20 protein-coding genes are annotated in these 24,907 nt (G+C 67.1%); 6 read left to right on the top strand and 14 right to left on the bottom strand.

What is annotated here, in order from left to right; genetic code table 11:
• Positions 1-258: 258 nt before the first annotated feature.
• Positions 259-2,985: a TonB-dependent receptor plug domain-containing protein gene (locus AC5P5R_RS15805; RefSeq protein WP_100438615.1), complete on the bottom strand. Its 2,727-nt coding sequence runs from the start codon at positions 2,983-2,985 to the stop codon at positions 259-261.
• A gap of 217 nt (positions 2,986-3,202) precedes the next feature.
• On the opposite strand from AC5P5R_RS15805, the gene AC5P5R_RS15810 reads away from it, so the two are divergent.
• The gene (locus tag AC5P5R_RS15810; protein WP_100438616.1) at positions 3,203-3,802 is read left to right on the top strand and encodes a GNAT family N-acetyltransferase; all 600 of its coding nucleotides are present in this window, start codon (positions 3,203-3,205) and stop codon (positions 3,800-3,802) included.
• On the opposite strand, the gene AC5P5R_RS15815 is transcribed toward AC5P5R_RS15810, so the two are convergent.
• Together AC5P5R_RS15815 and AC5P5R_RS15820 are read right to left on the bottom strand one after the other, a co-directional pair.
• Positions 3,799-4,575, bottom strand: a complete 777-nt coding sequence (locus AC5P5R_RS15815; RefSeq protein ID WP_012480573.1) for a CDP-diacylglycerol diphosphatase — start codon at positions 4,573-4,575, stop codon at positions 3,799-3,801. The two genes, AC5P5R_RS15810 and AC5P5R_RS15815, sit on opposite strands and share 4 nt — an antisense overlap.
• A gap of 68 nt (positions 4,576-4,643) precedes the next feature.
• On the bottom strand, positions 4,644-5,318 hold the full coding sequence (locus tag AC5P5R_RS15820) for a decarboxylase (protein ID WP_100438617.1): 675 nt from the start codon (positions 5,316-5,318) through the stop codon (positions 4,644-4,646).
• A 171-nt stretch (positions 5,319-5,489) separates the two neighbouring features.
• Here AC5P5R_RS15820 and AC5P5R_RS15825 point away from each other — a divergent pair, with 171 nt between their 5' ends.
• Positions 5,490-5,786 (top strand): hypothetical protein, encoded by a 297-nt coding sequence (locus AC5P5R_RS15825; RefSeq protein WP_005413768.1) that lies wholly within the window; start codon positions 5,490-5,492, stop codon positions 5,784-5,786.
• Positions 5,787-5,880: 94 nt separating this feature from the next.
• On the opposite strand, the gene AC5P5R_RS15830 is transcribed toward AC5P5R_RS15825, so the two are convergent.
• The 7 genes from AC5P5R_RS15830 to AC5P5R_RS15860 form a co-directional block, all read right to left on the bottom strand.
• Complete coding sequence (locus AC5P5R_RS15830) at positions 5,881-6,765, bottom strand: hypothetical protein (RefSeq protein ID WP_065183515.1); 885 nt, start codon at positions 6,763-6,765, stop codon at positions 5,881-5,883.
• 111 nt (positions 6,766-6,876) lie between these two features.
• The gene (gene dld / locus AC5P5R_RS15835) at positions 6,877-8,577 is read right to left on the bottom strand and encodes a D-lactate dehydrogenase (RefSeq protein ID WP_049442216.1); all 1,701 of its coding nucleotides are present in this window, start codon (positions 8,575-8,577) and stop codon (positions 6,877-6,879) included.
• A complete protein-coding gene (lldD, locus tag AC5P5R_RS15840; protein WP_005410033.1) occupies positions 8,574-9,713 on the bottom strand; it encodes an FMN-dependent L-lactate dehydrogenase LldD in 1,140 nt (379 codons plus the stop codon). Before lldD ends, dld begins: the two co-directional genes overlap by 4 nt.
• Positions 9,714-9,717: 4 nt before the next feature.
• Positions 9,718-10,482, bottom strand: coding sequence for a transcriptional regulator LldR (lldR, locus tag AC5P5R_RS15845; protein ID WP_012480578.1), 765 nt, complete (start codon positions 10,480-10,482; stop codon positions 9,718-9,720).
• Positions 10,483-10,535: 53 nt separating this feature from the next.
• A complete protein-coding gene (gene lldP / locus AC5P5R_RS15850) occupies positions 10,536-12,194 on the bottom strand; it encodes an L-lactate permease (protein ID WP_012480579.1) in 1,659 nt (552 codons plus the stop codon).
• Positions 12,195-12,417: 223 nt separating this feature from the next.
• Positions 12,418-12,870: an MgtC/SapB family protein gene (locus AC5P5R_RS15855; RefSeq protein ID WP_005413774.1), complete on the bottom strand. Its 453-nt coding sequence runs from the start codon at positions 12,868-12,870 to the stop codon at positions 12,418-12,420.
• A 126-nt stretch (positions 12,871-12,996) separates the two neighbouring features.
• Entirely contained in the window at positions 12,997-13,755 is a 759-nt protein-coding gene (locus tag AC5P5R_RS15860; protein ID WP_012480580.1) for an SDR family NAD(P)-dependent oxidoreductase, read from the bottom strand.
• 447 nt (positions 13,756-14,202) lie between these two features.
• On the opposite strand from AC5P5R_RS15860, the gene AC5P5R_RS15865 reads away from it, so the two are divergent.
• The gene (locus tag AC5P5R_RS15865; protein WP_062607259.1) at positions 14,203-15,156 is read left to right on the top strand and encodes a helix-turn-helix transcriptional regulator; all 954 of its coding nucleotides are present in this window, start codon (positions 14,203-14,205) and stop codon (positions 15,154-15,156) included.
• 223 nt (positions 15,157-15,379) lie between these two features.
• On the opposite strand, the gene AC5P5R_RS15870 is transcribed toward AC5P5R_RS15865, so the two are convergent.
• The 3 genes from AC5P5R_RS15870 to AC5P5R_RS15880 form a co-directional block, all read right to left on the bottom strand.
• A complete protein-coding gene (locus AC5P5R_RS15870) occupies positions 15,380-17,290 on the bottom strand; it encodes a CocE/NonD family hydrolase (RefSeq protein WP_065183513.1) in 1,911 nt (636 codons plus the stop codon).
• A 221-nt stretch (positions 17,291-17,511) separates the two neighbouring features.
• On the bottom strand, positions 17,512-17,898 hold the full coding sequence (locus AC5P5R_RS15875; RefSeq protein WP_012480582.1) for a DUF4440 domain-containing protein: 387 nt from the start codon (positions 17,896-17,898) through the stop codon (positions 17,512-17,514).
• The gene (locus tag AC5P5R_RS15880) at positions 17,898-19,256 is read right to left on the bottom strand and encodes an MFS transporter (protein ID WP_100438619.1); all 1,359 of its coding nucleotides are present in this window, start codon (positions 19,254-19,256) and stop codon (positions 17,898-17,900) included. The genes AC5P5R_RS15875 and AC5P5R_RS15880 overlap by 1 nt, the downstream gene beginning before the upstream one ends.
• A 105-nt stretch (positions 19,257-19,361) precedes the next feature.
• Between AC5P5R_RS15880 and AC5P5R_RS15885 the strand changes: the two genes are divergently transcribed.
• Complete coding sequence (locus tag AC5P5R_RS15885) at positions 19,362-20,258, top strand: LysR family transcriptional regulator (protein WP_005410042.1); 897 nt, start codon at positions 19,362-19,364, stop codon at positions 20,256-20,258.
• A gap of 101 nt (positions 20,259-20,359) precedes the next feature.
• Here AC5P5R_RS15885 and AC5P5R_RS15890 read toward each other — a convergent pair whose 3' ends face one another.
• Positions 20,360-23,155 (bottom strand): beta-glucosidase family protein, encoded by a 2,796-nt coding sequence (locus AC5P5R_RS15890; RefSeq protein ID WP_099562638.1) that lies wholly within the window; start codon positions 23,153-23,155, stop codon positions 20,360-20,362.
• 337 nt (positions 23,156-23,492) lie between these two features.
• On the opposite strand from AC5P5R_RS15890, the gene AC5P5R_RS15895 reads away from it, so the two are divergent.
• Entirely contained in the window at positions 23,493-23,927 is a 435-nt protein-coding gene (locus tag AC5P5R_RS15895; protein ID WP_005410044.1) for a VOC family protein, read from the top strand.
• Positions 23,928-24,198: 271 nt separating this feature from the next.
• Positions 24,199-24,903 carry an AraC family transcriptional regulator gene (locus AC5P5R_RS15900; RefSeq protein ID WP_076740143.1) on the top strand — a complete coding sequence of 235 codons (705 nt, stop codon included), beginning with the start codon at positions 24,199-24,201 and terminating at the stop codon, positions 24,901-24,903.
• The last annotated feature ends 4 nt before the right edge of the window (positions 24,904-24,907 follow it).

Here is a 24,907-nt window from a genome sequence, read left to right on the forward strand (position 1 = left end):
CTGATACAGCATCGGTCGCGGGGTTGGAAAGGGACGGCGCAGGCGCGGCATTGGCCACCTCCGCGGCATCCTCCACGCTGGCCGCCTGCCTGCCACTGCAACCTGCAATGGCCAGCACGGCAATCACACTCCACCCCCTGACATCCATGCGCATCCTCCTCCGTGTATCGCCCCAGCATGCCATGTGCGCGCCGGCAACACGGATGCACTGCACAAAGAAAAGCCCGGCAATGCCGGGCCTTTCGTTCGCCTGCCGGATCAGCGGAACCGGTAGTCCAGCTGCACCCAGTACTGGCGGCCATACGGATCGTAGTTGCCGACCGGATAGAACGGCCAGCCGCCACCGTTCTTGTCCGCCGGCGGGCGGCTGTCACGCAGGTTGTTGACGATCACGCCCACCGACAGGTTCTCGCCGAATTGGCGGAACACGCTGGCGTTGTAGGTCATGTACGGCGCGATGCGGCCACTGCCATCGGTCTTCGGCAGCGAGCCGAAGCGGTTGCCGTACAGCGTGGTGGTCCAGTCACCCTGGTTCCAGGTGATGCTGCCGTTGGCCTTGCTGCGCCACTGGTAGTCATCCAGCGAATTGCGGATGTCACGCTCCGGATCATCGGAGAACTGCCGGTATTTGTGCTCCAGCACCACGGTGTAGGCCAGGCGCGTGGTGAAGCGGCCATAGCGACCGGCATCGAAACGCCAGTTGCCCTTCAGGTCCAGGCCGCGAACCGATTCAGAGGCGGCGTTGATCGGGTTGATCAGCACACGGGTCACCTGGTCCGGCTGCACGGTTGCATTGGACGGGTTGCGGATCACACGCGACAGCGCGTCCTGGCACAGCGGTGAGCCGATGTCACGCGCCTCGCCGCCCAGCGTCTTGCCCAACCGGCAATCGGCCTCGTCGCGCAGGATGCGGCTGGTATCGAGGCTGGTCACCTCGTTGTCGATGCGGATGTCGTAGTAATCGGCACTGAAATCCAGGCCAGCCAGCGGCGACCAGACCACGCCGAAGCCATACGACTTGGCCGACTCCGGCTGCAGCTGCGGGTTGGCACGGTTGCTGTAATCGATCGACAGGCCGTTGTAGTCGCAGTTGTCATACGACTGGCCTGCGGTGCGGCAGCGCCAGTAGTCGGTCATGCCCGGGTTGTAACCACGCGTCTCTGTCGCGAACACGTAGTTCATGTCCGGCGCCCGGAAGCTGGTGGCAGCGGTACCACGGATCAGCAGGCTCTCGATCGGGCGGAACTCGACGCCGAAGCTCCAGGTCGCCTTGCCGATGTGCTCACCACCGGCACGGTACTGGTCATAGCGCCCGGCCAGGGTGGTGGTCAGCGACTGCAGCAACGGCAGCTGCAGCTCCACGCCGGCAGCATAGCGGTCGCGCTCGCCACCGGCACCAATACCGGCGCTGGTGTTCCAGAATTCACCGGTGCCCAGTCGGGGGTCCGGTCGATTGCGATAGCCCTGGCTGCCAGCCTCGACCACCGCGGCCAGCGCAGCGTCGCCACCGGGCAGTGCGAACAGCCGGCCGTTGACGCTGGCGCTGAAGGTCTGCAGCCACGCCGCGTTGCGGCTCTCCTGGTAGCCGGACAGGCTCTGGTACTCGTTCGGGCTCAGCGGCTGGAACAGGCGCGCCGGATCCGGCGCATAGACCTCTACACCATTGCGCACGCCCAGCTTCGGGCCAAGCAGGTATTCGTTGATCCCGGCCAGCAGCACCGGGCGGCGGGTGCGGTTCTCGTAACGCGAACGGCTGTAGACCGCCTCATAGTCCCAGCCACTGTCGCCGATCTGGCCGCGCGCGCCGACGTTGAATGACCACGAATTTTCCAGGAAACGATTGACATTGTGCGGCAGGCCACCGATTTCCTCGGGCGCAAAGCGGCGGTACCAGCTTTCCAGGTTGCCGGTGGTCTGGTTGTAGAAGTAGTTGCGGGCCGAGGTCCAGGTGGGCGCACGGGTGTTGTTGGTGATGCGTGCGCTGCCCACGGCCAGATCGGCGAACAGGTCGGTGGTCTCGTTGACGTGGAAGGTCAGCAGGCCGTAGCCGTTGAGGTTGCGCTTCTCGGTCTGCACCGTCCAGTAGCTGGCGGCGGCCTCGTTGCTGCCGCAATACCAGCCCTGGCGCGGGTTGAAGGCACGGAACACGCTGCCGCCATAGATATCCGACGCCGCGTCGCAGCCATTGGCGCCCGGATCGATGTTGCGACCGGTCGCGGCGTTGCGGCGATACGCGATCGCGGTCGCCTGCGGCGCCTTGCCGGCGGGGTCATCATCCAGCGAGTCCATGAAATCGCGCTGGCGCGCATGGATCGCCTTGCGCACATCGAACTCGAAGCCGAACAGGGCATCCCAGCGCTCGCCGGAACTGCCACCAACCACCTGCGCGCGCTGGTTGTCGCCACCGCCCTGCTGGGTGCCGCCGGCCCGCACGTTCACGTCCACACCCTCAAAGCGGTCCTTGAGGATGATGTTGACCACACCGGCGATGGCGTCGGAGCCATACACCGCCGACGCACCGGCCGCCAAGACCTCGATGCGCTCGATCAGCGCACTGGGAATGTTGGCCAGGTTGACCACGTTCACCGAGCCCTCGTAGGCCAGCGGGTAGTCGGCCTGGCGGCGGCCGTTGACCAGCACCAGCGTGCGGTTCGGGCCCAGCCCGCGCAGGTTGATGGTGTTGGCCGCCGGGGTGAAGGTGTTGCCGAAGTCCTCGCCCTGCACGTTGCCGGTGTTTTCAGTCAGGGCGCTCAGCGCGTCGAACGCGTTGCGGTAGCCCTGCGCGTCGATCTGCTCGCGGCTGATCACGGTCACCGGCGACGGCCCTTCGACACTGGCGCGCGGAATGCGCGAGCCGGTGACCTTCACTTCCTGCAATGAGGTGGGTGCGCTTTCCTGCGCGAAGGCCGGCGACGACACCAGCATCAGGGACGACAGCGCGAGCACCAGCGGACGCGGGCGCAGCGCCTTGTGGGAGGCAGACATGGGCTTCCTGGGGGAGTTGGACGGGTGGTATGGGACCGGAGGCCTGCGCGGCGCATAACGATCCCGTAACGAAAGTGTCCTGAATGGATGGTTTCAACGGAAATGACCAGCCCTGATGGACTTATGCCTGAACCGAATCAGGCTCCGCCCGGTGGTCGTCGCGTTTTTGCAATCTTTTGAATGGTCTGGCGAAGCGGGCATTGCCATCGTTCCGGGGATGATGACCCCGTACCCCACATCCCTCCTCCCCCCGCTGCGCCCTGTGTCGCGCCGCCATCTGCTGCAGCTGCAGGTGGCACCGGTCACCCTGCGCCCGTTCCAGCGGGCCGATCTGCCGGCCTGGCGCCTGTTCGACGACCGCCGCCGACGCGGGCGCCGCCATCCGGCCGGTATCGACGAAGAAGCCCGCTTCCTTGCCCACATGCATCGCTCGCGGCTGGAGCAGGACAACGACCAGCTGCTGCTGGGTGTGTTCGATGACGAGCACGGCACTGTCCTGGACCAGCTGCATGTCCGCCTGCAGTCCCTGCATACGTGCTGCGCCGAGCTGCTGTCGCTGCAGCACTGGCACCCGCACGTGGATGCAGCGCTGCGCGCGCTGTGCCCGTTCCTGTTCGAGGATGTGGGCGTGCACCGCCTGTTCGTGATGCTGCCACCGGACTGCAGTGACCCGTTCGCCACTGCGCTGCACGCCTTCGGCTTCGAGCACGAAGGCCTGTTGCGCGACCATCATCTGGATCTGGATGGCTGGCAGGACCGCCAGCTGCTGGCGCTGACTGCACCGGTCTGGCGCAGCCGCCAGCAGCCACCGGGTTAGCGGACCCGCTCCAACGCGTCGCCTGCGCCGGTCAGCACCGAGCAGGCGTGGTCCTGCAGTTCTTCGGCGCTGGCCTCGTTGCCGGTGCCGGCGTCCACCCGGGTCGCCAGCAGGATGAAGCCCGGGCCGCCCTGCACGGCGTCCCGGCCGGCCACGACCAGGCTCCACTGACCAACATCGTCCACGCCTGCGAGATCGTAAGCCAGCAGATTGAGCGGATTGGCGGTCAGTTCCGCGCCCGCCAGCAGGCGTGCCTGGTATTGATGGCCGCGCAGCAGGACCGGCAGCGGTGCCCAGCGGCTGCCGAGGGCGGCAGCATGCGTGTCCAGCGCCTGCAGCACGTCGGCGCGCAGGCAATCCACGTGGATATGCAGCTGGTGCTGCGAGCGGCCGTGCGGCGAGTTCAACGCCAGGCTGGCGACGTTGCGCGGCAGTGGTTGCCGCAGGGCCTGTTCGGTGTGGCTGCGCGCCTGCCAGGCGGCAGCGAAGTAGTTCGGTGCACCACGCTGGTACAGGCTGCGGCTCTCGATACCGCTCACCTTGTCCAGCGGCATCAGCAGGAACTGGTAGTCGCCGTGCGCATCCTTGACCAGCACATCGCGGCGGTCTGCGGCCGTCTCCACGCGCAGGCAGTCGCCGCGTGGACCTTCGGGGCCCCGGCAGTCACGTTCGATCAATCGCCACAATGCATCGGAATGGGCCGGCGGCGGCGGCGCACTGGCACAGGCGGACAACAACAGCAGGGACGACAGCAGGAAGGGGCGCAGGGACACGGCAACGACTCACGGAGCAGGCACGGCAGACAGCGCCGCGCTGCATTCTAGCCAGTGCGAAGCTGCAATCAGTAGGTGCCGAACGGCACTTCAACCACGATCGGGGCGGCACCCTCGCCGGCCTGCAGGCTGTAGCGGTCCAGCGCCCCATCGTCATCGGCGTGCGGCTGGCGCTGGAAATGCAGCGGGTAGCGGGTGTCCCCCAGGCGCACGGCGCTGCCGTCGGCCTCCAGCGCTGCACCTTCCGGAATCAGCAGCCCGCCCAGGTCACTGTAGGCGCCAGGCACATCGGCGAAGCTGTAGTCGACCAGCTCGTCCACCCGCTGCATCGCATAGACGTGCGGCACATAGGGGCGTGCGGGGCTGCGGCCATTGCTCAGGTCGGTCACCCAGGCCTGCGGCAGGTGGTACTGCTCGCGCAGCGCAGCCACGCCCAGCGAGGGACTGGCCACCTGCAGGCAGCACACCGTCCGCTTGCCTTCACGGTCGAGGATGGCGAAACGATCGCCTCGGGTCGCCGCCTGCGGCAGCATGGCAAACGCCAGGTTGCGCTGCGCAGGCTCGTAGCCCGCTTCGGTCTGCAGGTTGCGCCAGGCGCCGAATACCGGGGTTTCGATCGGCGCAGGTTCCGGATCGGCAGCGGAGGCGGAGGCGGAGGCGGAGGCGGCAAACGCTACGCCCAGCAACGACAACACCAGCGCCGTCATCGTCTTGTCCTTGCCGCGCAAACTGCCTGCCGTCATACCGTATCCAACACCTGCGCCGGAAAGGCCCGGCCTGCCCGCTGGCGTACTGCCAGCCATTGCTCCCACTATGCAATGACCACGCTGTGCCGGCAATGACCGGGGCGCTGACGCCTTTCGCACGCTCGGTGCTATCGTTCCCGCCATCTTCCCCTGCGCAGGAGCGCTCGCATGTCTGCATTCCGTCTGTCCCTGTTGCTGCCGGCCTCTGCCCTGCTGCTGTCGGCCTGCGTCAGCACCCCTGGCCCGGAGGTCAAAGGCAGCGGCCGCTGCGACGCCAGCCAGCTGGGCTGGGCGATCGGCCAGCCGGCCAACGAGCCCAACATCCGCCGCCTGTCCCGCGAGAGTGGTGCCGGCCTGGTCAACCCGATCGGTCCCAGCACCATCACCACCAAGGACATCCGCCAGGACCGCCTGCGCGTGTTCGTGGACAAGGACAACATCATCACGTCCACCCGCTGCGAGTAAGCGCCGCCACCGCTCTTGTAGAGTCGAGCCATGCTCGACTGGCTTTTCGCGCGGCCCACCCGAAGACCAGTCGAGCATCGCTCGACGCTACATTTCAGGGTTCGGTATAGCCGGCACAGTCCGGCAGTGCCTGGTCCGGGTGGAACATCCCCGCCCCGAAGCGGAACAGCCGCGTGTAGGTACACACAGGGTCCTGTTCGATGCGCAGATCTTGCTTCTTCAGCGGCCCCCTGGCCAGCGAATCCTCGAAGCGCGAAACACCGGCCGGGAACCGGGTCGCCACGGTCTGGTAGCGCAGCACTGGCATGCCCTCGGCAACCGTATCCAGCGCCAGCTTCGCCGAGAACCCGTATTCGTCGTGGCAGGCACCGGCGCGCTGCTTGATGTCCTGCTCGCTGAAACAGGCGCGGATCATCGCATTGCCCAGCCATGGCACGGTCAGCACGTCGTCGTCCACCTGGATGTCGTCCTGCAGGTGACGCACGCGTGCCAGCTGCAGCGTGGACGCGTCGGCACCTCCACCGGAGTACATGGTGCTGAACTTGACGATGCCACCCACCAGCACATTCTGGCGGGCGCGCTGCTGCGGGTCGGTCACCGGTTCATCGCTGCCCACGCCAGGGGCCAGCCGCACGATCCATGGCCACAGCGACAGCTCGCTTTCCTGCGGCACGTCGATGCTGACGTGGTAGCTGTGCGGCTTGCCCTGGCCCGGTGCCTTCTCAAGCACTTCCAGCACGGTCGGCCGGTCACCCTCCTCGGCAACCGGCTGCACGCGCACGCACCAGTTGCCGTCCCGCGTGCAGTCATAAAGCCCCGACGGTCCAGTCTCACTCGCGATCAGTACCTGTCCCAGCGGCTCCATCACGTTGCCGGCGGCATCGCGCTGCTGCGGCAGGATCGCGCTCTGGGCCAGCGCCAGCAGCGGGGTCGCCAGCAATGCAGTGCACAGGGTGGCGCGGACGGCGGCGGTGGGCATGGATGGCTCCTGCGGATGGGCTTCCGATGGTAACCGTTGCCCGGGCGGCGTCGAGCCATGCTCGTCTGCTGTCTGTCGGCAGGAGCAGCCGAGCATAGGGGCGGCTCTACATCATCCGCAATCGCAGCCACCCCAGCCCTTGGCCTTCGAGGTCTGGCCGATACCGGGATTGAACGTGTTGCTCGGGTCCAGCTGCCTGTAGAACCCGGCCAGCGCCGGCTTGGCCGGGTACAGGTGACCGACATTGTGCTCGGCCGGGTACTCGGCACCGCGCTGGTCCAGCAGCGCCCACATCGCGTGCTCGATCGCCATCGGGTCTTCACCCTTGCGCGCGATGTAGTCCTGGTGGAACACGTGGCACAGGAAGTGCCCGTAATACAGCTTGTGCAGCAGGCGGCCGTCGACATCGGCCGGCAACTGCTCGAACCAGTCGGCATCATCTCGGCGCAGGGCAATGTCCAGCGCCACGATGTCCTGCACCTGCCCGCGATGCACTTCGCGGTAGCGCACCGCGGCACCGGCCACGGCGAAGCGATGCAGGAACGCCTTGCGCCCCTCCTCGGCCGTGCAGTGGAAAAAGCCGCCTTCGTGCCCGGCGAAGAAGGCGCGCAACCAGGCCTCGGTTTCCGCAGCGTCCTGGGCAGAGACCTTCAGCAACAGGTGATGCTCGTAGCGCTGGCGGAACTCGCCCATGCGCTTGGGCAGGTGCGAGGGCAGCAGGCCGGTCAGAACCTGCATCACCCGGTCAGTCACCCCACGCAGGCCCAGCCGTTCGAACCAGCCGTCGACGCGGCTCTTCAATGCGAACGCGGCAGGTACACGTGCGGTGCCGAGGCGATCGATCAGCAGGAAGCTGTCCTTGCCGTAGCGCTCGCCGATGTCATAGGCATCGCGGTGGATGTACTCACCGGCAATCGGCAGGCGCTCGAAGCCGGTCAGCAGCTGGCGCCGGATCGCCGTGAGGCTGTCGGTGCGGTTGCTGCCGATGTAGAAGACTTCGGCGGCCTCCTTTTCGAAGGTATCCAGGCGCACCGCGAACACCGCCAGCTTGCCGGCCGAACCGGCAGCCTCGTAGTGGCGGCTGGGATCAGCATTGAAGCGCGCCGGGGTATCGGCGTCGACCTTGCGCACTTCGTCGGCGTAGCGCGGATCGGAGGCCGCGCGGCCGTCGCCGTCCCCCACATCCGACGCACTGTAGTCGCCGGCCTGCAGGCGCTGCAGGATCTGCTCGGGCGTATCGCCCAGCGCGATGCCGAGATGGTTGACCAGCTGTAGTTGGCCCTGCGCATCGACCCGCGCGTACAGCGCCAGCTCGGTGTAGGCCGGGCCACGGCGCACCAGCGCGCCGCCGGAGTTGTTGCAGATGCCGCCCAGCACCGAGGCGCCGATGCAGGACGAGCCGATCACCGAATGCGGTTCACGGCCCAGCGGTGCCAGCGTCTGCTCCAGGCGGTCGAGCGTGGCACCGGGCAGGCACAGCACCTGGCGGCCTTCGTTCAACAGCTGGATGCCGGTCAGGCGCAGCGTGCTGACCAGCACGATCGGCCGGCCGTAGTCATCGCCGTCCGGGGTCGAGCCACCGGTCAGCCCGGTATTGGCCGCCTGCAGGATGACCGCCGCCCCACCCTGCACCGCTGCCTGCAGCACGCGCCACAGTTCCAGCAAGGTACCCGGGCGCACCACTGCCAGTACCGGGCCATCGCCGAAGCGGTAGCCGCGACGGAAGCGGCGCGTGGCCTTGTCGCCGGTCAGTACATGGCGGCTGCCGACCGCGTCGCGCAACTGTGCCAGCACGGCATCGTGGCCATTCATGGCAGGCTGACCAGCGAATCGCGGCCGATGTCAGCGATGCGACGCGCACCGGTCAGTGTCATCGCCACGCGCATCTCCTTGGCGATCAGGTCCAGCAGGTTGGCCACGCCGGCCTCGCCCTGCGCGGCCAGCGCATAGACGAAGGCGCGCCCCAGCAGCACGGTATCGGCACCGAGCGCCAACATGCGCACCACGTCCAGGCCGGTACGGATGCCCGAATCGGCGAGAATCTTCAGATCGCCCTGTACTGCGTCGGCAATCGCCGGCAGTGCGCGTGCGGTGGACAGCACGCCGTCCAGCTGGCGGCCACCGTGGTTGGAGACCACGATGCCATCGGCACCGAACCTGACCGCATCACGCGCGTCATCCGGGTCAAGGATGCCCTTGATCACCATCGGGCCCTTCCAGAATTCGCGGATCCACTCCAGGTCCTTCCAGGAAATGGAGGGATCGAAGTTGCTGCCCAGCCAGCCGATGTAATCCTCCAGCCCGGTCGGGTTGCCACGGTAGGTGGAGATGTTGCCCAGGTCATGCGGGCGGCCGAACAGTCCCACGTCCCACGCCCAGTGCGGATGGGTGATGGCCTGGCCGATACGGCGCAGCGAGGCGTTCGGGCCGCTCATGCCGGAGTGGGCATCGCGGTAGCGCGCACCCGGCACCGGCATGTCCACGGTGAACACCAGCGTGGTCACGCCAGCGGCCTGCGCCCGCTCCAGTGCGTTGCGCATGAAGCCACGGTCGCGCAGCACGTACAGCTGGAACCACATCGGCCGCTGGATGGCCGGTGCCACTTCCTCGATCGGGCACACCGATACGGTCGACAGCGTGAACGGGATGCCGCGGCTGTCGGCCGCGCGCGCCGCCTGCACTTCACCGCGCCGGGCATACATGCCGGTCAGGCCGACCGGCGCCAGCGCCACCGGCATTGCCAGCGTTTCGCCGAATAGCTCGGTTTCCAGGCTCAGGTCGGACATGTTGCGCAGGATGCGCTGGCGCAGCGCGATGTCGGACAGGTCGGAAACGTTGCGCTTCAGCGTGTGCTCGGCATACGCGCCGCCATCGATGTAGTGGAACAGGAACGGCGGCAGCCGCCGTTCGGCAGCAGCACGGTAATCGGTGGAGGCGGAGATGATCATGGGGTCAACCGTGTGGGGAAGGTAGACGCGAGGCCCGCGCACGCCGGGCTTCGTTGTCATCGAGCGTGCGCAGCGTGGTGTGCACGAACTCGAGGTGGGCATGCGCGGCGGCGCGCGCGCGTTCGGGGTCGCCGGCCAGCACCGCGTCCATCATCTCGCGATGCTGGTCGGACAGCGGCGAGAAGGTCCTCGCCGAGGTGTAGAGCTTCTCGCGGCTCTGCGAGATGTTGGTCTGCAGCAGTTCGAACAGGCCGCGCATCACCTGCAGCAGCACCAGGTTGTGCGAGGCCTCGGCGATGGACAGGTGGAAGGCCGCGTCAGCCTCCGCTTCACCGGTGGGGTCGTCCTTGCCGTGCGCGTCCATCATGGTCTGGAAGGCCTGCGCGATGCGCGTGCGGTCCTCGTCGGTGGCACGCAGCGCCGCATGCCAGGCGGTGGCGCCTTCCAGCGCATGGCGGATCTCCAGTACGTCGAAGCGGTATTCCGGGTCGCCCTGGAACAGCGGCAGGTACGGCGCCAGCGGTTCATCCAGCGCCTGCCGCGCGCGCGCCGCCGGTTCGGCCACGTAGGTGCCGCCACCGACCCGTGCGGTCAGCAGGCCCTGGCTGGCCAGCTGCGCGATGGCCTCGCGCAACGCCGTGCGCGAGACCCCCAGCTGCACCGCCAGCGTGCGTTCGGCCGGCAGCCGATCGCCCGGCTGCAGCCGCTGTTCCTGCACCAGGCCGCGCAGCTGCGCGGCCACCTTGTCCGAGATACGTTGCGTGCTCATGGCGCCATTGTGGCCCGAAGCGCGCAGCGGGTGGTCGGCCAGCCGTGCATGGCTCAGGGGATCATCCAGGTCAGCCAGTAGGCCTGGGCCAGGGTGATCAGGCCGACCATGGTGGTGAAGACCAGGCTGTGCTTGACCGTGAAACGGAACAGGTCCGATTCCTTGCCGGCCAGGCCAACCGCCGCGCAGGCAATGGCGATCGACTGCGGCGAGATCATCTTGCCGGTGACGCCGCCGGTGGTGTTGGCCGCCACCAGCAGCACGTCGGACACGCCGATCTGCTGCGCGGTGGTCGCCTGCAGCGCCGAGAACAGCGCGTTGGACGAGGTGTCCGAGCCGGTCAGGAACACGCCCAGCCAGCCCAGGAACGGCGAGAAGAACGGAAAGGCGTCGCCGGTGTGCGCCAGTGCCAGCGCCAGCGTTGCCGACAGGCCCGAATAGTTGGCGATGAAGGCGAAGGCCAGCACCATGCCGATCGAATAGATCGGCATGCGCAGCTCACGCACGGTTTCACCGAAGGTCTGCAGCGCCGACCGGGCCGGCATGCGCAGCGCGATGATCGCGATCACCGCCGCGAGGATGATCGAGGTGCCGGTGGCCGAGAACCAGTCGAACTTGTAGACCGCCTCATAGCTGAGCGGCGCGTCCACGATCGGTGGCATCTTCTGCACCCTCTGGTCGAGGCCCGGCACCGGGAGCTTCAGCACCCAGCCTTCCAGCGGGCCGCCTGCCGCGAACAGCGACTTGAACGGCTTGATGCTCCACAGCGTGACCATCGCGGTGAGGATCAGGAACGGCGACCACGCCTTGGCGATCTGGCCGATGCTGTAGCGCGGCGCCTCCAGTGCCTGTGCGGCCGCCTCGGCGCTGGTTTCGGTATCGAAGCGGAAGATCCGTACCGGCTTCCAGCGGCGCAGGAACAGGGTCAGGCAGACCAGCGACGCCAGCGAGGCGGTGATGTCCGGCAGTTCCGGACCGATGAAGTTGGAGGTCAGGTACTGCGCGATGGCGAAGGAGCCACCGGCCACCAGCACCGCCGGCCAGGTTTCCTTGATGCCACGCCAGCCATCCATGATCGCCATGATCCAGAACAGCACGATGACGGTCAGGAACGGCAGCTGGCGGCCGGCCATCTGGCCGATCTCGAAGGCATCCAGGCCGGTGACCTGCCCGGCCACGATGATCGGAATGCCCATTGCACCGAACGCCACCGGCGCAGTGTTGACGATCAGGCACAGGCCGGCGGCATACAGCGGCTTGAAGCCCAGCCCGACCAGCAGCGCCGCGGTGATCGCCACTGGTGCGCCGAAACCGGCCGCGCCTTCCAGGAAGGCACCGAAGGCGAAGCCGACCATCAGCATCTGCAGGCGCTGGTCTTCGGTCACCGACAGGATCGAAGCGCGGATGATGTCGAACTGACCGGTCTTGACCGAGACCTTGTAGAGGAACACCGCGCCGATGATGATCCAGGCAATAGGCCAAAGGCCGTAGACGAAGCCGAAGCCGGCCGCACCCAGCGCCTGGCTCAGCGGCATGCGGTAGAACAGCAGGGCCACGCCAAGCGCGATGGCCACGGTGATCGTGCCGGCCAGCCAGCCCTTCATGCGCAGCACGGCCAGGGCAACGAAGAAGAACGCGATCGGCAGCAGCGCGATCAGGCTCGACAACCACAGGTTGCCGGCGGGGTCGTACAGGTGTTGCCAGGGCTGCATGAAGACTCTCGACTGGATGCGGAAGGTGCCCCACCGCAGGCGGTGGATCGCCGTGGCTGTCGATTATTGGTCGTACCAATAATGATTTCGATCAGACCACTTGCAGCGGATTTAACCGCCACTCCGGCGAGGAACCTATTAGACCATAGGGCTAGATGCCATATTGGTCCGACCATTTAGTCCGCATGGTAGTGCCGGCCGCTGGCCGGCAATTCGAGATTCCCTACGAGATCCGTTTCTCCAGCCGCCGCATCACTGCCAGCACCAGCACGCACAGCACGCTCACGCCGATGGCAATCACGTACTTGCTGATCCCCACCGCAATCCCGATGGCCGCCGCCATGATCAACGAGCTGGCCGTGGTCAGGCCGCTGACCTGGTCCTCGCGTGACCCACGCAGGATGGTGCCAGCGGCAACGAAGCCGACACAGGCCACCACCGCTTCGATCAGGCGTACCGGATCAACCTGCAGCAGGTCGCGGTAGCGCTCCTGCTGGAAATGCTCGGCCACCGAGTCGCCAAGGCCGACGATCAACGCGGCGGCCCCTGCGATCAGCATGTGCGTACGCAGGCCAGCGGCGTGCTTGCCCATCTCGCGCTCGACGCCGAGCACGCCGCCGAACAGCATCGCTGCGGCAACGCGCAGCAGGATCGAGACATCCTGGGTAAGTTCCATGGGAAAGCTCCGGAATTTTCCCGGAGCGTCGCGCGGCGATCGTGGGACGGCGGTGAAGGCGATGGCACGCCTTCTTCACCGCACGCATTCCTCCACGCATGGCGTGGATCTACTGACCGCATTCGCTCACTGCGCCAGGTAGCCACCATCGATGGCGTAGTACGCGCCGGTCGCGAACGAGGCATCGTCGCTGGCCAGCCAGGCCACCAGCGCCGCCACTTCCTCGGCCGTACCCAGCCGCTTCAAGGCGTGACGGCCTTCCAGCGTGGCGCGCACCTTCGGGTCCATCTTCTCCAGCAGCGGTGTGCTGATGAAGCCCGGGCCGACCGCGTTGACACGAATGCCGTCGGCGGCATGTTCCCACGCGGCGGTCTGGGTCAGCCCGACCACGCCGTGCTTTGCCGCCGCATAAGCGGTGGAACCGGCATACCCCACCTGGCCCAGGATCGAGGCCATGTTGATGATGCTGCCGCCGCTTCCAGCGGCTCGCATTGCCCGGATCTGCGCACGCTGGCACAGGAACACGCTGGTCAGGTTGACGTCGATGACCCGCTGCCAGCCATCAATCGGATAGTCACCGCTGCTGGCGGCCGGCCCGCCGATACCGGCGTTGTTGACCGCCACATGCAGGCCGTCGAGTTCCTTGATCGTGCGCTGCACCGCCGCCTCCACCGCTGCGTCGTCGGTGACGTCCAGCGCGATGCCAATCGCCTGTGCACCGGCATTGCGCAACTGCGCCACGGTGGCATCCACCGCATCCTGCTTCAGGTCCCAGACCGAGATCCGCGCGCCGGACGCCGCCAGGGTCTGCGCCACGGCCAGACCAATGCCGGACACGCCGCCGGTCACGATCGCGGTCTTGCCGGTGAGTTGGTAGTCAATCATCTGTGTTCTCCATCAGTGGGGGTATCGAAGTGGCCTGCAGCAGCCAACCGCCCCACCCTACGCGCGTGCATGTGATGGCCTGGCTGACACCGCGTCTACGGGCGATCGTTCCAGCCATGAAACCTCAACTCAAGTTGATGTATGGAATTGCGTACGGATATGCATGCAAAACGCCGGCGTATGCTCGGCGGCATTTTCACTTTGGCCGTAATCGTCAATCGTTTTGACCCTATTGGAATCAAAAGCGCGCGAATCGAGGCGACAATGGGAAACGTTTCCAGTTTCTTCGACACACTCCATTCAACCTGGCGTTTCCCCAGCCATCCAGAGTGCCCACGCCACTGCGTCCCAGCATGCCTGCGCGGGTAACGACCGGATCCGCATCTGCGTTGCAGAGCGCGTGGGCGAGGTCATGCCAGCGTCCACCTCCAAAGTACGTGCCGAGCGATGTCCCGATACTTCACTTTTGCCGATTACCGCCGCTTCGGCCACCGTCATGGCTTCGATTACCGCGCTGACCCGGAACACCTGCGCGACGACCAGTGGGCCGGCCATGGCGAGGTCAACGAGCAGTTCCTGCGCGGCGGCATGAGCCTGATCGCCTCCGACGTCCATAATCGCTTTCCTTATGTAGCGACCGCCCAGCAGAGTCCCGGCCTGGCCATCCGCGTGATGCTGCAGGGCCAGGTCGATGTGCGCATTCCGCGACGCGGTGGTTTCACCCTGCGCGCCGGCACGGCGATGACCGCGCACCACCGCGAGCAGGTCGAGATGACCGGTGCGCATCCCGGCGAAACGCGCATGCGCGGCGTCAGCGTCATGGTGCCCGGCCAGATCGATCCGGATCTGTTCCATCTGCCGCAGCTGGAGACCGCGCTCAACAGCCACCTGGAATGCCGCCACTGGGCCATTCCGCATACCCTGCTGCCGGTACTCGGCCAGTTGTTCGACAGCCCATGGGAAGATGGCATCGACGCCTTGTGGCGCGAGGGCGTTGCTCTGCAGCTGCTGGCCGTTGGCCTGAAGGCCGAGGATCTGCAGACCGACCCTGTACGAACGCTGCGGGCCGGCCAGCGCGAGCGCCTGGAGCGCGTGCGTACCTACCTGCATGACGACCCCAGTCACGCCCACAGCCTGGTCGAGCTGGCCCAGCTGGCCTGCATGAGCCCCAGCTCGCTGCGCCGTCATTTCGCCCAGCAGTACGGCTGCTCGGTGTTCGACTACCTGCACGAGCAGCGCATGCGCCACGCCGAACAGGGCCTGCGCGAGGACGGCTGGACGGTCGAGCAGGCCGCCGCCGCCAGCGGCTACCGTCATCCCAGCAACTTCGCCGCGGCATTCCGCAAGCGTTTCGGCCTGGTCCCCAGCCGCTGGCGCACGGGGCCCTCGAAGGTGGGGTGAAGGCTGATGCTCTGGTAGGTGTCGACCTTGGTCGACACGCTCCCGCGCCATCACGGATGCCGGCCAGCGGCCGGCACTACCGCAGCCGCCTGAATCGACGTGCCATGGCCCAGCCTTGGTAGGTGTCGACCTTGGTCGACACGCTCCTGCGCCATCGCGGATGCCGGCCAGCGGCCGGCACTACACGTGCTGCCGGGCTATGCCCGGCGTCATCCTCTCCGCCTCAATACACCGGCAGATCGATGTAGCTCGCCTGCGCCGCGCTGTGCCAGACCCGCTGCGTGGCCTTCTGGTAATCGCCTGGCTTGGCCAGGTAGATGTTCGGCACGTAGGTCTGCGGGTTGCGGTCGTACAGCGGGAACAGGCTGGACTGCACCTGCACCATCACCCGGTGGCCCTTCTGGAACGTGTGGTTGGCATTGGGCAGGCCGAAGCGGTACGGCAGCACCTGGTTCGCCGCCAGCGGCTTCGGATCGCTGAAGCTTTCGCGGTAGCGGCCACGGAAGATCGCCAGCGACACAGGCAGCTCGTAGCCACCCATCTCCGGCGTCGACGCTTCCTGGTCCGGATACACGTCGATCAGCTTCACCACCCAGTCACTGTCGGTGCCACTGGTCGAGGCCTGCAGGTGCACTACCGGCGCGCCGCCGATGCGCAGCGGCGCGGTCAGCGGTTCGGTGATGAAGGTCAGCACGTCCGGGCGACCATCGACAAAGCGCTGGTCCTTGACCAGCCAGGTGGTCCACATGTCGCGGTCACCGAAGCGGACCGGACGCGGCACGAACGGCACCGGCTTGGCCGGGTCGGACACGTACTCCTCGAAGTCGCCCTCGCCCGCCGCCGGCGCCTGGAATGCCAGCTTGCCGCCGGCCCGCAGGTACAACGGCTTGCTGCTGGCAGCACAGCCCTTGTCGCAGCTGCGCGGCCAACCCTTCAGGCGATCCCAGTGGTTTTCGCCAGTGTTGTAGACCAGCACCGGCGGCGTGTCCGCCTTCGGCGCACCGTCCACCAAATACTGGTCGAAGAACGGCTTGAGTACATCACGGCGGAACTGCAGCGCGGTATCGCCATCGAACTTCAGCGCGCCCAATTCGCTGCCGCTGTAGTTCACCTGGCTGTGCCGCCACGGCCCCATCACCAGGTAATTGCGGTTGTTGCCGCTGTCGCGCCCTTCCATTGCCTGGTAGGCGTGGTTGGCGCCCCACATGTCCTCCTGGTCCCACAGGCCCTGCAGCCACATGGTCGGCACCTTCAACGGTGTTTTCGCCATCACCGCGTCCAGCGCCTGACCCTGCCAGAAGCCGTCATAGGCCGGGTGCTCGACCAGCTTCTTCCACCAGGTCAGCTGGTCCACGCCGGTGAAGCGCGCGTAATCGCCAGCCGAACCGATCCGCAGGAAAGTGCTGTAGTCGTCATAGCCGAGGCTGGGCAGCGGCGTACCCTTGCCGCGCTTCTCGGTCTGCATCGCGAAATAGTTGAAGTTGACCTGGCGGAACGCACCGTAGTTGAGCCAGTCGTCGCCCATCCAGCCATCGACCATCGGGCTCTGCGGTGCGGCCACCTTCAGCGCCGGATGCGGGTCGGTCAGCGCCATCACCACGGTGAAGCCCTCGTACGACGAGCCGAGCATGCCGACCTTGCCATTGCTCTCCGGCACGTTCTTCACCAGCCAGTCGATGGTGTCCCAGGCGTCGGTGGAGTGGTCGACTTTGGTGTTGTTCAACGGCCCGCGCAACGGCCGGGTCATCACGTAATCGCCTTCAGAGCCGTACTTGCCACGGATGTCCTGGAACACGCGGATGTAACCGCCGTCGACGAACACCTCGTCGCCCTGCGGCAGCAGGTCGCGCATGCGCGGCGAATCACTGCGGCTGGCGCGGCCAGCGGCATCGTAGGGCGTGCGGGTCAGCAGGATCGGGGCATTGCGGGCGCCCTTGGGCACCACGATCACCGTATACAGCCTGGTGCCATCACGCATCGGCACCATCACCACGCGCTTGTCGTAGTCACGACCGACATCGGGGGCAACGAAGGGCTTGCCGCTGATGTCCGGGGTCATCGGCGGGGTATCGGCGGCCAGCACGGTGCTGGACAGGCAAAGGGCAATGGCTACAGCGACGGCACGCACACGCATGGACAACCCCTCCCGGCAGGAAAGCCTCAAGCCTACTCCTGCCTTGAGCCGTGAGGTGTGGGCGGGCTTTGCATTCTGCGGCGGATGCAGGCAGGACTGATGGCACATGTGCCCGCGGTGCCGCCGCGCTCGCCAACGACCGGTAGTGCCGGCCGCTGGTCGGCAACTTCATGATCCTGGGGCGCGTTACGCGGTTGCCGGCCAGCGGCCGGCACTGCCGGTCAGGCCATCGGCACTTCGTGCAACGCAAGCCAACGCCAACGCCCCTGCTCCTGGCGCAGCACCGCCAGCGACTCTCGCCATGTGGGCCGGCCGCCATCGAGCGAATGCCCTTCGCGATAGCGCAGCACCGCCAGCGGTGACAGCGCATCCACCGCCTGCACGGCTTCGATGGAAATCTGCAGCCCTGGACGCGCGCCATGACCACCCGCGAACAGTGCCTGCACGGCATTCCGGTCCAGTCTGCGACCCGCGATGCCGACCATGCTGAAGTCCGCGCAGAAATGCGCCATCAGATCGTCCAGCGCATCGGCGCCGACATCGGCACGGAACCAGGCCTGCAGCTTGTCGTGCAGGTGGTGGACTTCATGTTCTGCGGTGATATCCATCAGGCATTCTCAGGTTGCGAAAGGGAAACAGAGTGCGAGTGGCGCAACAGCGCCATCGGCAACAGCGTCATTGCGGCGGCCAGACCCAGAGCCACGCTGGTGGCGCGTGCTGGCAGCCACTGCATGGCCAGCGCCAGCAACAGCGCAATGGCGGCAGTACCAAGGCAGAAACTGAGCTGACGGTTGAGGTTCCAAAGGGCACTGGCATCGCCCAGCGCTTCACCCTCCACGCCGTGGAAAGCCAGCGTCTGCGCGGTACTGCTGCACAGGCTGCCACCGGCGCCCATCAGCGCGAACAGCAGCCCGGCCAACGCGAAGGCCGGCTGCGGCAGCATCGCCATCAACAGCAGGCCGCTGGCCTGCAGGATCATTCCCATACGCAGTACCGTGGCCGGGCCGAAGCGCGCCAGCAGGCGCTTGCTGGCCGTGATCGCAATGGCCGAGGCCAGCGCCCAGGGCAGCATCAACGCGCCGATGCGTGCCGCGCTGTAACCGACCTGGTGCAGCTGCAGGGTACTGACCAGCTGACTGCCGATGAACACACCGGGCACTGCCAGATAGACCAGCATCGCCAGGCGCAGGCCCCGATGGGACAGCAGCGACCAGCGCAGCAGGGGCTGCGTCTGCTGCCGTGCATGCCGCAGGTGTGCCGCCGCCAACAGCATTGCGATCAACAGCATTACGGCACCGGCGGCCCGATGGCCGGGTTCACCCAGCCAGGTCAGCGCCAGCAGCAACGCGCCCAGCGCCAGCATCGCGGTAGACAGCGCATAGGCCTGCAGGCGCGGCGCACTGCGCGCGCCATCGGCCGGCATCCAGGCCAGCACCAGCCCGATCGCCACCACGGCCGGCGGCAGGCTGGCCCAGAGCACACCGCGCCAGGACAACCACTGCACCAGCAGCCCACCGAGCGCGGGCGCCAGTGCCGGCACCAGCAGCGCCACCAGCAGGATGCGGCGGGTCAGCGCGCCACGCTGGTCGGACGTGCATTGTCGGTACGCTGCCGCCTGTGCCACCGGAATCAGCAGGCCACCGGCCAGCCCCTGCAGCAGGCGCCAGCCCAGCAGCCAGCCGATACCCGGTGCGGCGCCGGCCAGCACAGCGGCAACCGCGAACAACAGCAACGCCACCAGCAGCAGGCGACGCTCACCACAGCGCGCGGCCAACCAGGGCGCCAGCGGAATCACCACGCTCAGGCCCAGCATGTAGGCGGTGCCCACCCAGGCCAGGGTACCGACATCAGCGTGCAGTTCCGCTGCCAGTGCCGGATAGGCCACCGTGGCGATGAACATGTTGACCAGATCCAGGGCGAACGCCAGCAGGAAGATCGCCTCATGGCGCAGGCGGGGGGACGGCATCGGCGGCGCTCCAGCAGGGAAGCGGCCAGCATGCCGTGCGGGCCTTGTTGGAAAAACACGACAGCAACTGCAACACTGTCAAATCCACTTTGACAATGAATTGCCATGGTCAGCCTCGATCGCTTCGATATCTTCCGCGCCGTGGTCGAGGCCGGCAGCCTCACCGCAGCAGCTGATCGGCTCGGCCTCAGCCGCGCGGTGGTCAGCTTCAACCTGAAGCGGCTGGAGCAGGAGCTGGGCGTGACCCTGCTGTTGCGCAGTACCCGCCACCTGGCCCTGACCGAGGCCGGCGAACAGTTCCTGCAGCACTGCGTGCAGGCGTTGGACGCCGCACAGGCAGCGATCGATGCCGCGCGCCGCGACCAGCACCAGCTTCAGGGCGTGCTGCGCCTGACCACCACGCCGGAGTACGCCCAGCTACGCTTGATTCCTGCGCTGGAGGCGTTCCGTGCGCGGCACCCGGCGCTGCAGCTGCACCTGTCCACGTCTCCCGCGCCGGCGGACCTGATTCCCGAGCGCTTCGACCTGGCGATCCGTCTTGGCCGTCTGCCGGATTCGGGCCTGCACGCCAGCGAACTGGAACGCCATCCACTGTGCCCCGTGGCGGCTCCGTCCCTGCTGGCACGCCTGCCCTCTGCCGATGCTGCCGACGACCCCGTGCAGCTGGGCACCCTGCCCCGCCTCGGCTACCCGCGCCTGGCCGACGTGCCGGTGGTGGCGCCGGATGGCAGCGACGCCCTGTTTGCCACCAACCCGGGCAATGCGGTGGTGCGCGTAGATGGTGCCAGCAGCCTGCGTGCCTTCGCCGTGGCCGGCGCCGGGGTCACCGTGCTGCCACGCTGGCTGATCGAGGACGACCTGGCCCAGGACCGGCTGCGCCCGGTGCTGCGCCAGCACCGCTTCCCGCAGCAGAGCGTATACGCGGTCTACCCGCACAGCACGCAGCCCTCACCGAAGGTGCGGCAGCTGATCGATTTCCTGCGCGGGTGGTTTGGCAAATGAAAAAAGGGGACGGAGGGGATTAAGTCGTTTGTGCATAAACGACTTAATCCCCTCCGTCCCCTTTTTCAGACACGGCCCTGTGCGGGCCGTGTCTTCAGGCATCAGCGCAGCACCTGCTCCACCAGCTGCACGTCCACGCTCTGCAGCGGTTCGGCCGCATTGCGCGACAGCTGGACCTGGTAGGTGCCACCGTCGATCTTCCACTGGCGCGCCTGTGCATCGTAGTGGGCCAGGGTCTTCGGCTCGGCTTCGATGCGGATGCGGCGCTGTTCGCCCGGCTGCAGGTTCACCTTGTCATAGCCGATCAGGCGGATCGGCGTGGTGCTGCCAGCCGGAAGCTTCAGGTACAGCTGGGCCACGTCGGCACCGGCACGCTTGCCGGTGTTGCGGATGTCGACGCTGGCGACCAGGCGCGAGCCCTCCACGCTCACCTTCAGATTTTCATAGGTGAACGAGGTGTAGGACAGCCCGTGGCCGAAGGCGAAGGTCGGGGTCAGGCCCTTGGCCGCCATCCACTTGTAGCCGACGTTGGCGCCTTCGATATCGAAATCGAACACATCACCAAACGGCTTGGCCGGCTTGAAGCCGAGGCCGTCGATGTGCGGGCGTGGCAGCTGCGATTCGTCCGTCACCCAGGTCACCGGCAGGCGGCCCGACGGATTGACCTGGCCGGTCAGCAGCGCGGCGATGCCTTCGCCACCGCGGATGCCCGGGTACCAGGCCTGCAGCATCGCCGGCACCTGCGCCAGCCACGGCGTGCGCACCGGGCCATTGGTTTCCAGCACCAGCACGGTCTTCGGGTTGGCCTTGGCCACTGCCGAGATCAGGGCATCCTGGTTGTCCGGCAGCTGCATGTCCGGCAGGTCCACCGATTCGGCGGCCCACTGGGTGGCGAACACGATGGCCACGTCAGCCTGCGCGGCGGCCTTGGCCGCAGCGGCGGCATTGGTCCCGTCCACATACTCGATGGTCGCGTCCGGGCGCGCGGCGCGCAGCGATTCCAGCGGCGAGGACGGGTGGAAGATCACCGGGCCCGGCCAGGTGGTCGGCATCACGCCCGGCACCGCATTGGTGCCCTTTGCGGTCACGCCCACCATCGACGAACCACCGCCACCGATCACGCCCTTGTCGGCATGGCCGCCGATGATGACGATGCGCTTCACGCTGTCGGCCAGCGGTAGCAGGTTGCCCTCATTGCGCAGCAGCACGCTGCCTTCTTCCACCGTACGCTGGGCGACGGCGAAACCGGCCTCGGCATCCACCTTCTGGTGCTGCGGCGGGTTGTCGAAGTTGCCATGCAGGAACATCGTGCGCAGGATGCGCGCCACCATGTCGTTCAGGCGCGCCTGCGGCACTACGCCGCCGTGCACGGCCAGGCGCAGCGGTTCGTCGAAGAACACTGCCGCGTCGAACACTTCACCGGCCGACTGCTGATCGAGGCCAGCCAGCGCCGCCTTCGAGCCACTGTGCACGCCACCCCAGTCGGACATCACGAAACCGGGGAACTTCCATTCCTGCTTCAGCACCTGGTTCATCAGGTAGCCGTTCTCGCAGCCGTAGGTGCCGTTGATCTTGTTGTACGAGCACATCGCCACGCCCGGGCGACCGGCTTCCAGCGCGATCTCGAAGGCCAGCAGGTCCGACTCGTGCATGGCCTGTTCGCCGATGCGCACGTCGTGGAAGTTGCGGCGGGTCTCCATGTCGTTCAGCGCGAAGTGCTTCATCGAGGAGATCACGTGCTGGCTCTGCACGCCCTGGATCAGCGCGCCAACCATCGAGCCGGCCAGCAGCGGATCTTCACCGGCATATTCGAAGTTGCGGCCGTTGCGCGGGTCGCGCTGCAGGTTGACGCTGCCCGACAGCAGGATGTTGAAGCGCTGCTGCCATGCCTCGCGGCCCATCGTGGCGCCACCGGCGAAGGCGACTTCACGGTTCCAGCTCGATGCGGTGGACGGGCCCGACGGCATCGCCGTGGCGAAATCGCCCGGGCGGATGCCACCCGGATTGGTCACGCCAACGCCGGCATCGGCCGACTGCTGCGACGGAATGCCCAGCCGCGCCACGCCCGGCACGAAACCGGCCGAACCGACTGCGCCTTCCGGCAGCGGGCCACCGTCCTTGCCCAGCCCGAAGTAGCTGTGCAGCATCTGGAACTTCTCATCCTCGGTCATCGCCTTCAGCAGCAGCGCAGCGCGCGCGTCGGCGTTGAGGGTGGTGTCCATCCACGGCCTGTCGCCATGCGTGTCGTCGGCGTAGGCCAGGGTCAGCAGGGTGGCGCGCAGGGTACTGCCTTCCACCTTGAACGGCGCACTGCTGGCGGCCTGGAAGCCATCGCTGAAATAGCTGGCATCGGCTTCCAGCGCGACACGCGCCGGATCGAAGCCTGCGGCCTTGGCCGATTCACCGGCCACCGCGCCGAGCAGCACCGCCGGTGCACCCAGCCGCGAACGGGTGACCAGCGCCGGCAGCTGCGCCGCACCTGCACCGGCATCGGTATAGACCGCCACGGTGTGGCGGCCGTCGTCCAGGCGCAGGTAGTTCAGGCCCGGCTGGTCGGGGCCGGATTCAGCAGCGATCGGCAGCCGGGTCAGCACGGCCTGGCCGCGCTGGGTCTGGCCATCATCCTTGCCGGCAGCAATGAAGCGGTACGCGTAGCCCAGGCCATCGGCCAGCACCTGCAGCGGATCGACCTGGCCGATGCCGCGCTGCACCTGGCGCACGCTCACCGCGTCCACCTGCAGGGTCTTCAGCTGGGCGGCCAGGGCCGGCATCGCCTCGGCGGTCGGGGCCTGTTCCAGGGTCAGCACAGTGAACGCGGCAGGGTCGGCCCAGGCCGGGGCGGCCAGTGCGGCAGACAGGGCCAGGGACAGTGCAAGCGGCTTTGTAAACGTTTTCATCGGCAGGCGTAATTCCGTTGCCAAGGCAATCGGTCCAGGGAAAGTGCCGCCGAAGGGTGCAGCGTTCATGCCGCGCAGGGGTTGCCAGGCAACGTCCCGCAGGCCGATGGACGAGCCGGTCTGCGCGCGGGACCCTCCTCCCGGCGTGACAACCTGCCTGCCCGGGCCGCGCAGGGCGACCCAATCCTGTGAAGATTGTGCGAGGGCGTTCACACCTGTCAACAGGACCTAAGTCACAGGGGCAACCCGGCCAGCGGTTATCAGGCCATCACCGGCGGTCATCAGCGCGCCGCGCGAGGCTGCCGATAATGAGGGTCCCTGGCCACGAACCGAGCCCATGACCGTCCATCGCGACTTCGACCATCTCTGGCGCGACCGCTGTGACACCTCCAGCCAGCGCGCGCCGCGCGTGTTGATCCGGGTGTTCGTGGCCCCGGGGGAGTTGGAGCGCAGCGTGGCGTTCTACGAGCAGCTGCAGGGTGTGGTGGCCGATGCGGGGTTCCCGTTTCCGGAGGCCGGGCTGCGTCTGGCGATGGTCGGTGCGTTCCTGTTGATCGAGGGCAGCGAGACGGCGCTGGCGCCGTTCACTTCGACCACGGGGACACTGCTGGTCGATGACGTTCGGCCCTATCACGACAAACTGGTCGCGGCTGGCGCCGAGATCATCTTCCCGTTGCAGGTGGTACCCACCGGGGCGGCGTTCAACGCGGTGCATCCCGATGGCACGGTGGTCGAGTACGTGCATCACCGGCCGGATCCGCACGGCCGGTGAGGGGACGGCCGGGCTGCGCCCGGCACCCGCAGAGGCAACGGCCAAAGCAACAGCGGGGCTCCTGTGGGTAGGCGGGGTGGGTCCGTTGGCGGGGGACGCCGTGAATCCGTCCCTGGAGGCTCGGTCGCGCCATCCATGGCGCTCATGCCCCCGCCAACGGACCCACCCCGCCTTCGACAATTTCTCGCAACCTGCAGTAGATCCACGCCATGCGTGGATGCTCTTCGTTTCATTGTCGAAATATTTGATTTCGATGGAGATTCATCCACGCATGGCGTGGATCTACAATCCCTCCATGTCCTCCCCCGCCCTGCCCTGGAATGGCACGTTGCTGCTGGATGCTCACGTGGCCGTGCTGCAGGGCCATGCCGGTGGCAGCGCCTCCCACGCGCACTACGCCCATCAACTGTTGCTGAGCGACGGCGCGCCCTGGCAGGTCGAGATCGATGGCGTATGGCAGCAGGGCCAACGGCTGTGGCTGCCGTCCTTCCAGCCGCACGCAATCCTGTCGGCACCGGAAGCGGGCTGTACGGTGTTCCTTGAGCCGGCGCATGCCGACCTCGAACAGATCCAGCAGCACCTGCACTCGCTGCCCGGCACTGCGATGGAACTGCACGACTGGCTGCCACGGTTGAGCCGCCCACAGCCGCTGGACCGCCGCGTGCAGGCGGCGTTGGCCCGTATTGCCCAGCACCTGCCCGGCCCGGTGCCGGCTGCCGACATTGCCGAAGCCGCGCACCTCTCGACCAGCCAGCTGCACCGGCGTTTCCAGTCCGAGCTGGCGGTGACCCTGCGCGGCTGGGTGCTGTGGCAACGGTTGCGCCGCGCGCTGATGCATCATCTGAGCGGTCACAACCTGACCGACAGTGCGCATGCCGCTGGATTCGCCGATCTGGCCCATCTCTCGCGCAGCCTGCGCCGCATGTTCGGCATCGGTGCCGCGCAGCTGCAGGGCCTGCAGCTGCACGCGGCCTGACATG

It is taken from the genome of Stenotrophomonas sp. YJH_SMC_19, assembly GCF_059367915.1.

Bases quoted from the DNA above. Each gene is read 5' to 3' on its own strand.
- AC5P5R_RS15805 (WP_100438615.1), bottom strand. From the start codon at position 2,985: ATGTCTGCCTCCCACAAGGCGCTGCGCCCGCGTCCGCTGGTGCTCGCG.
- AC5P5R_RS15810 (WP_100438616.1), top strand. From the start codon at position 3,203: ATGATGACCCCGTACCCCACATCCCTCCTCCCCCCGCTGCGCCCTGTG.
- AC5P5R_RS15820 (WP_100438617.1), bottom strand. From the start codon at position 5,318: ATGACGGCAGGCAGTTTGCGCGGCAAGGACAAGACGATGACGGCGCTG.
- AC5P5R_RS15825 (WP_005413768.1), top strand. From the start codon at position 5,490: ATGTCTGCATTCCGTCTGTCCCTGTTGCTGCCGGCCTCTGCCCTGCTG.
- AC5P5R_RS15830 (WP_065183515.1), bottom strand. From the start codon at position 6,765: ATGCCCACCGCCGCCGTCCGCGCCACCCTGTGCACTGCATTGCTGGCG.
- dld (WP_049442216.1), bottom strand. From the start codon at position 8,577: ATGAATGGCCACGATGCCGTGCTGGCACAGTTGCGCGACGCGGTCGGC.
- lldD (WP_005410033.1), bottom strand. From the start codon at position 9,713: ATGATCATCTCCGCCTCCACCGATTACCGTGCTGCTGCCGAACGGCGG.
- lldR (WP_012480578.1), bottom strand. From the start codon at position 10,482: ATGAGCACGCAACGTATCTCGGACAAGGTGGCCGCGCAGCTGCGCGGC.
- lldP (WP_012480579.1), bottom strand. From the start codon at position 12,194: ATGCAGCCCTGGCAACACCTGTACGACCCCGCCGGCAACCTGTGGTTG.
- AC5P5R_RS15855 (WP_005413774.1), bottom strand. From the start codon at position 12,870: ATGGAACTTACCCAGGATGTCTCGATCCTGCTGCGCGTTGCCGCAGCG.
- AC5P5R_RS15860 (WP_012480580.1), bottom strand. From the start codon at position 13,755: ATGATTGACTACCAACTCACCGGCAAGACCGCGATCGTGACCGGCGGC.
- AC5P5R_RS15865 (WP_062607259.1), top strand. From the start codon at position 14,203: ATGTCCCGATACTTCACTTTTGCCGATTACCGCCGCTTCGGCCACCGT.
- AC5P5R_RS15870 (WP_065183513.1), bottom strand. From the start codon at position 17,290: ATGCGTGTGCGTGCCGTCGCTGTAGCCATTGCCCTTTGCCTGTCCAGC.
- AC5P5R_RS15875 (WP_012480582.1), bottom strand. From the start codon at position 17,898: ATGGATATCACCGCAGAACATGAAGTCCACCACCTGCACGACAAGCTG.
- AC5P5R_RS15880 (WP_100438619.1), bottom strand. From the start codon at position 19,256: ATGCCGTCCCCCCGCCTGCGCCATGAGGCGATCTTCCTGCTGGCGTTC.
- AC5P5R_RS15885 (WP_005410042.1), top strand. From the start codon at position 19,362: ATGGTCAGCCTCGATCGCTTCGATATCTTCCGCGCCGTGGTCGAGGCC.
- AC5P5R_RS15890 (WP_099562638.1), bottom strand. From the start codon at position 23,155: ATGAAAACGTTTACAAAGCCGCTTGCACTGTCCCTGGCCCTGTCTGCC.
- AC5P5R_RS15895 (WP_005410044.1), top strand. From the start codon at position 23,493: ATGACCGTCCATCGCGACTTCGACCATCTCTGGCGCGACCGCTGTGAC.
- AC5P5R_RS15900 (WP_076740143.1), top strand. From the start codon at position 24,199: ATGGCGTGGATCTACAATCCCTCCATGTCCTCCCCCGCCCTGCCCTGG.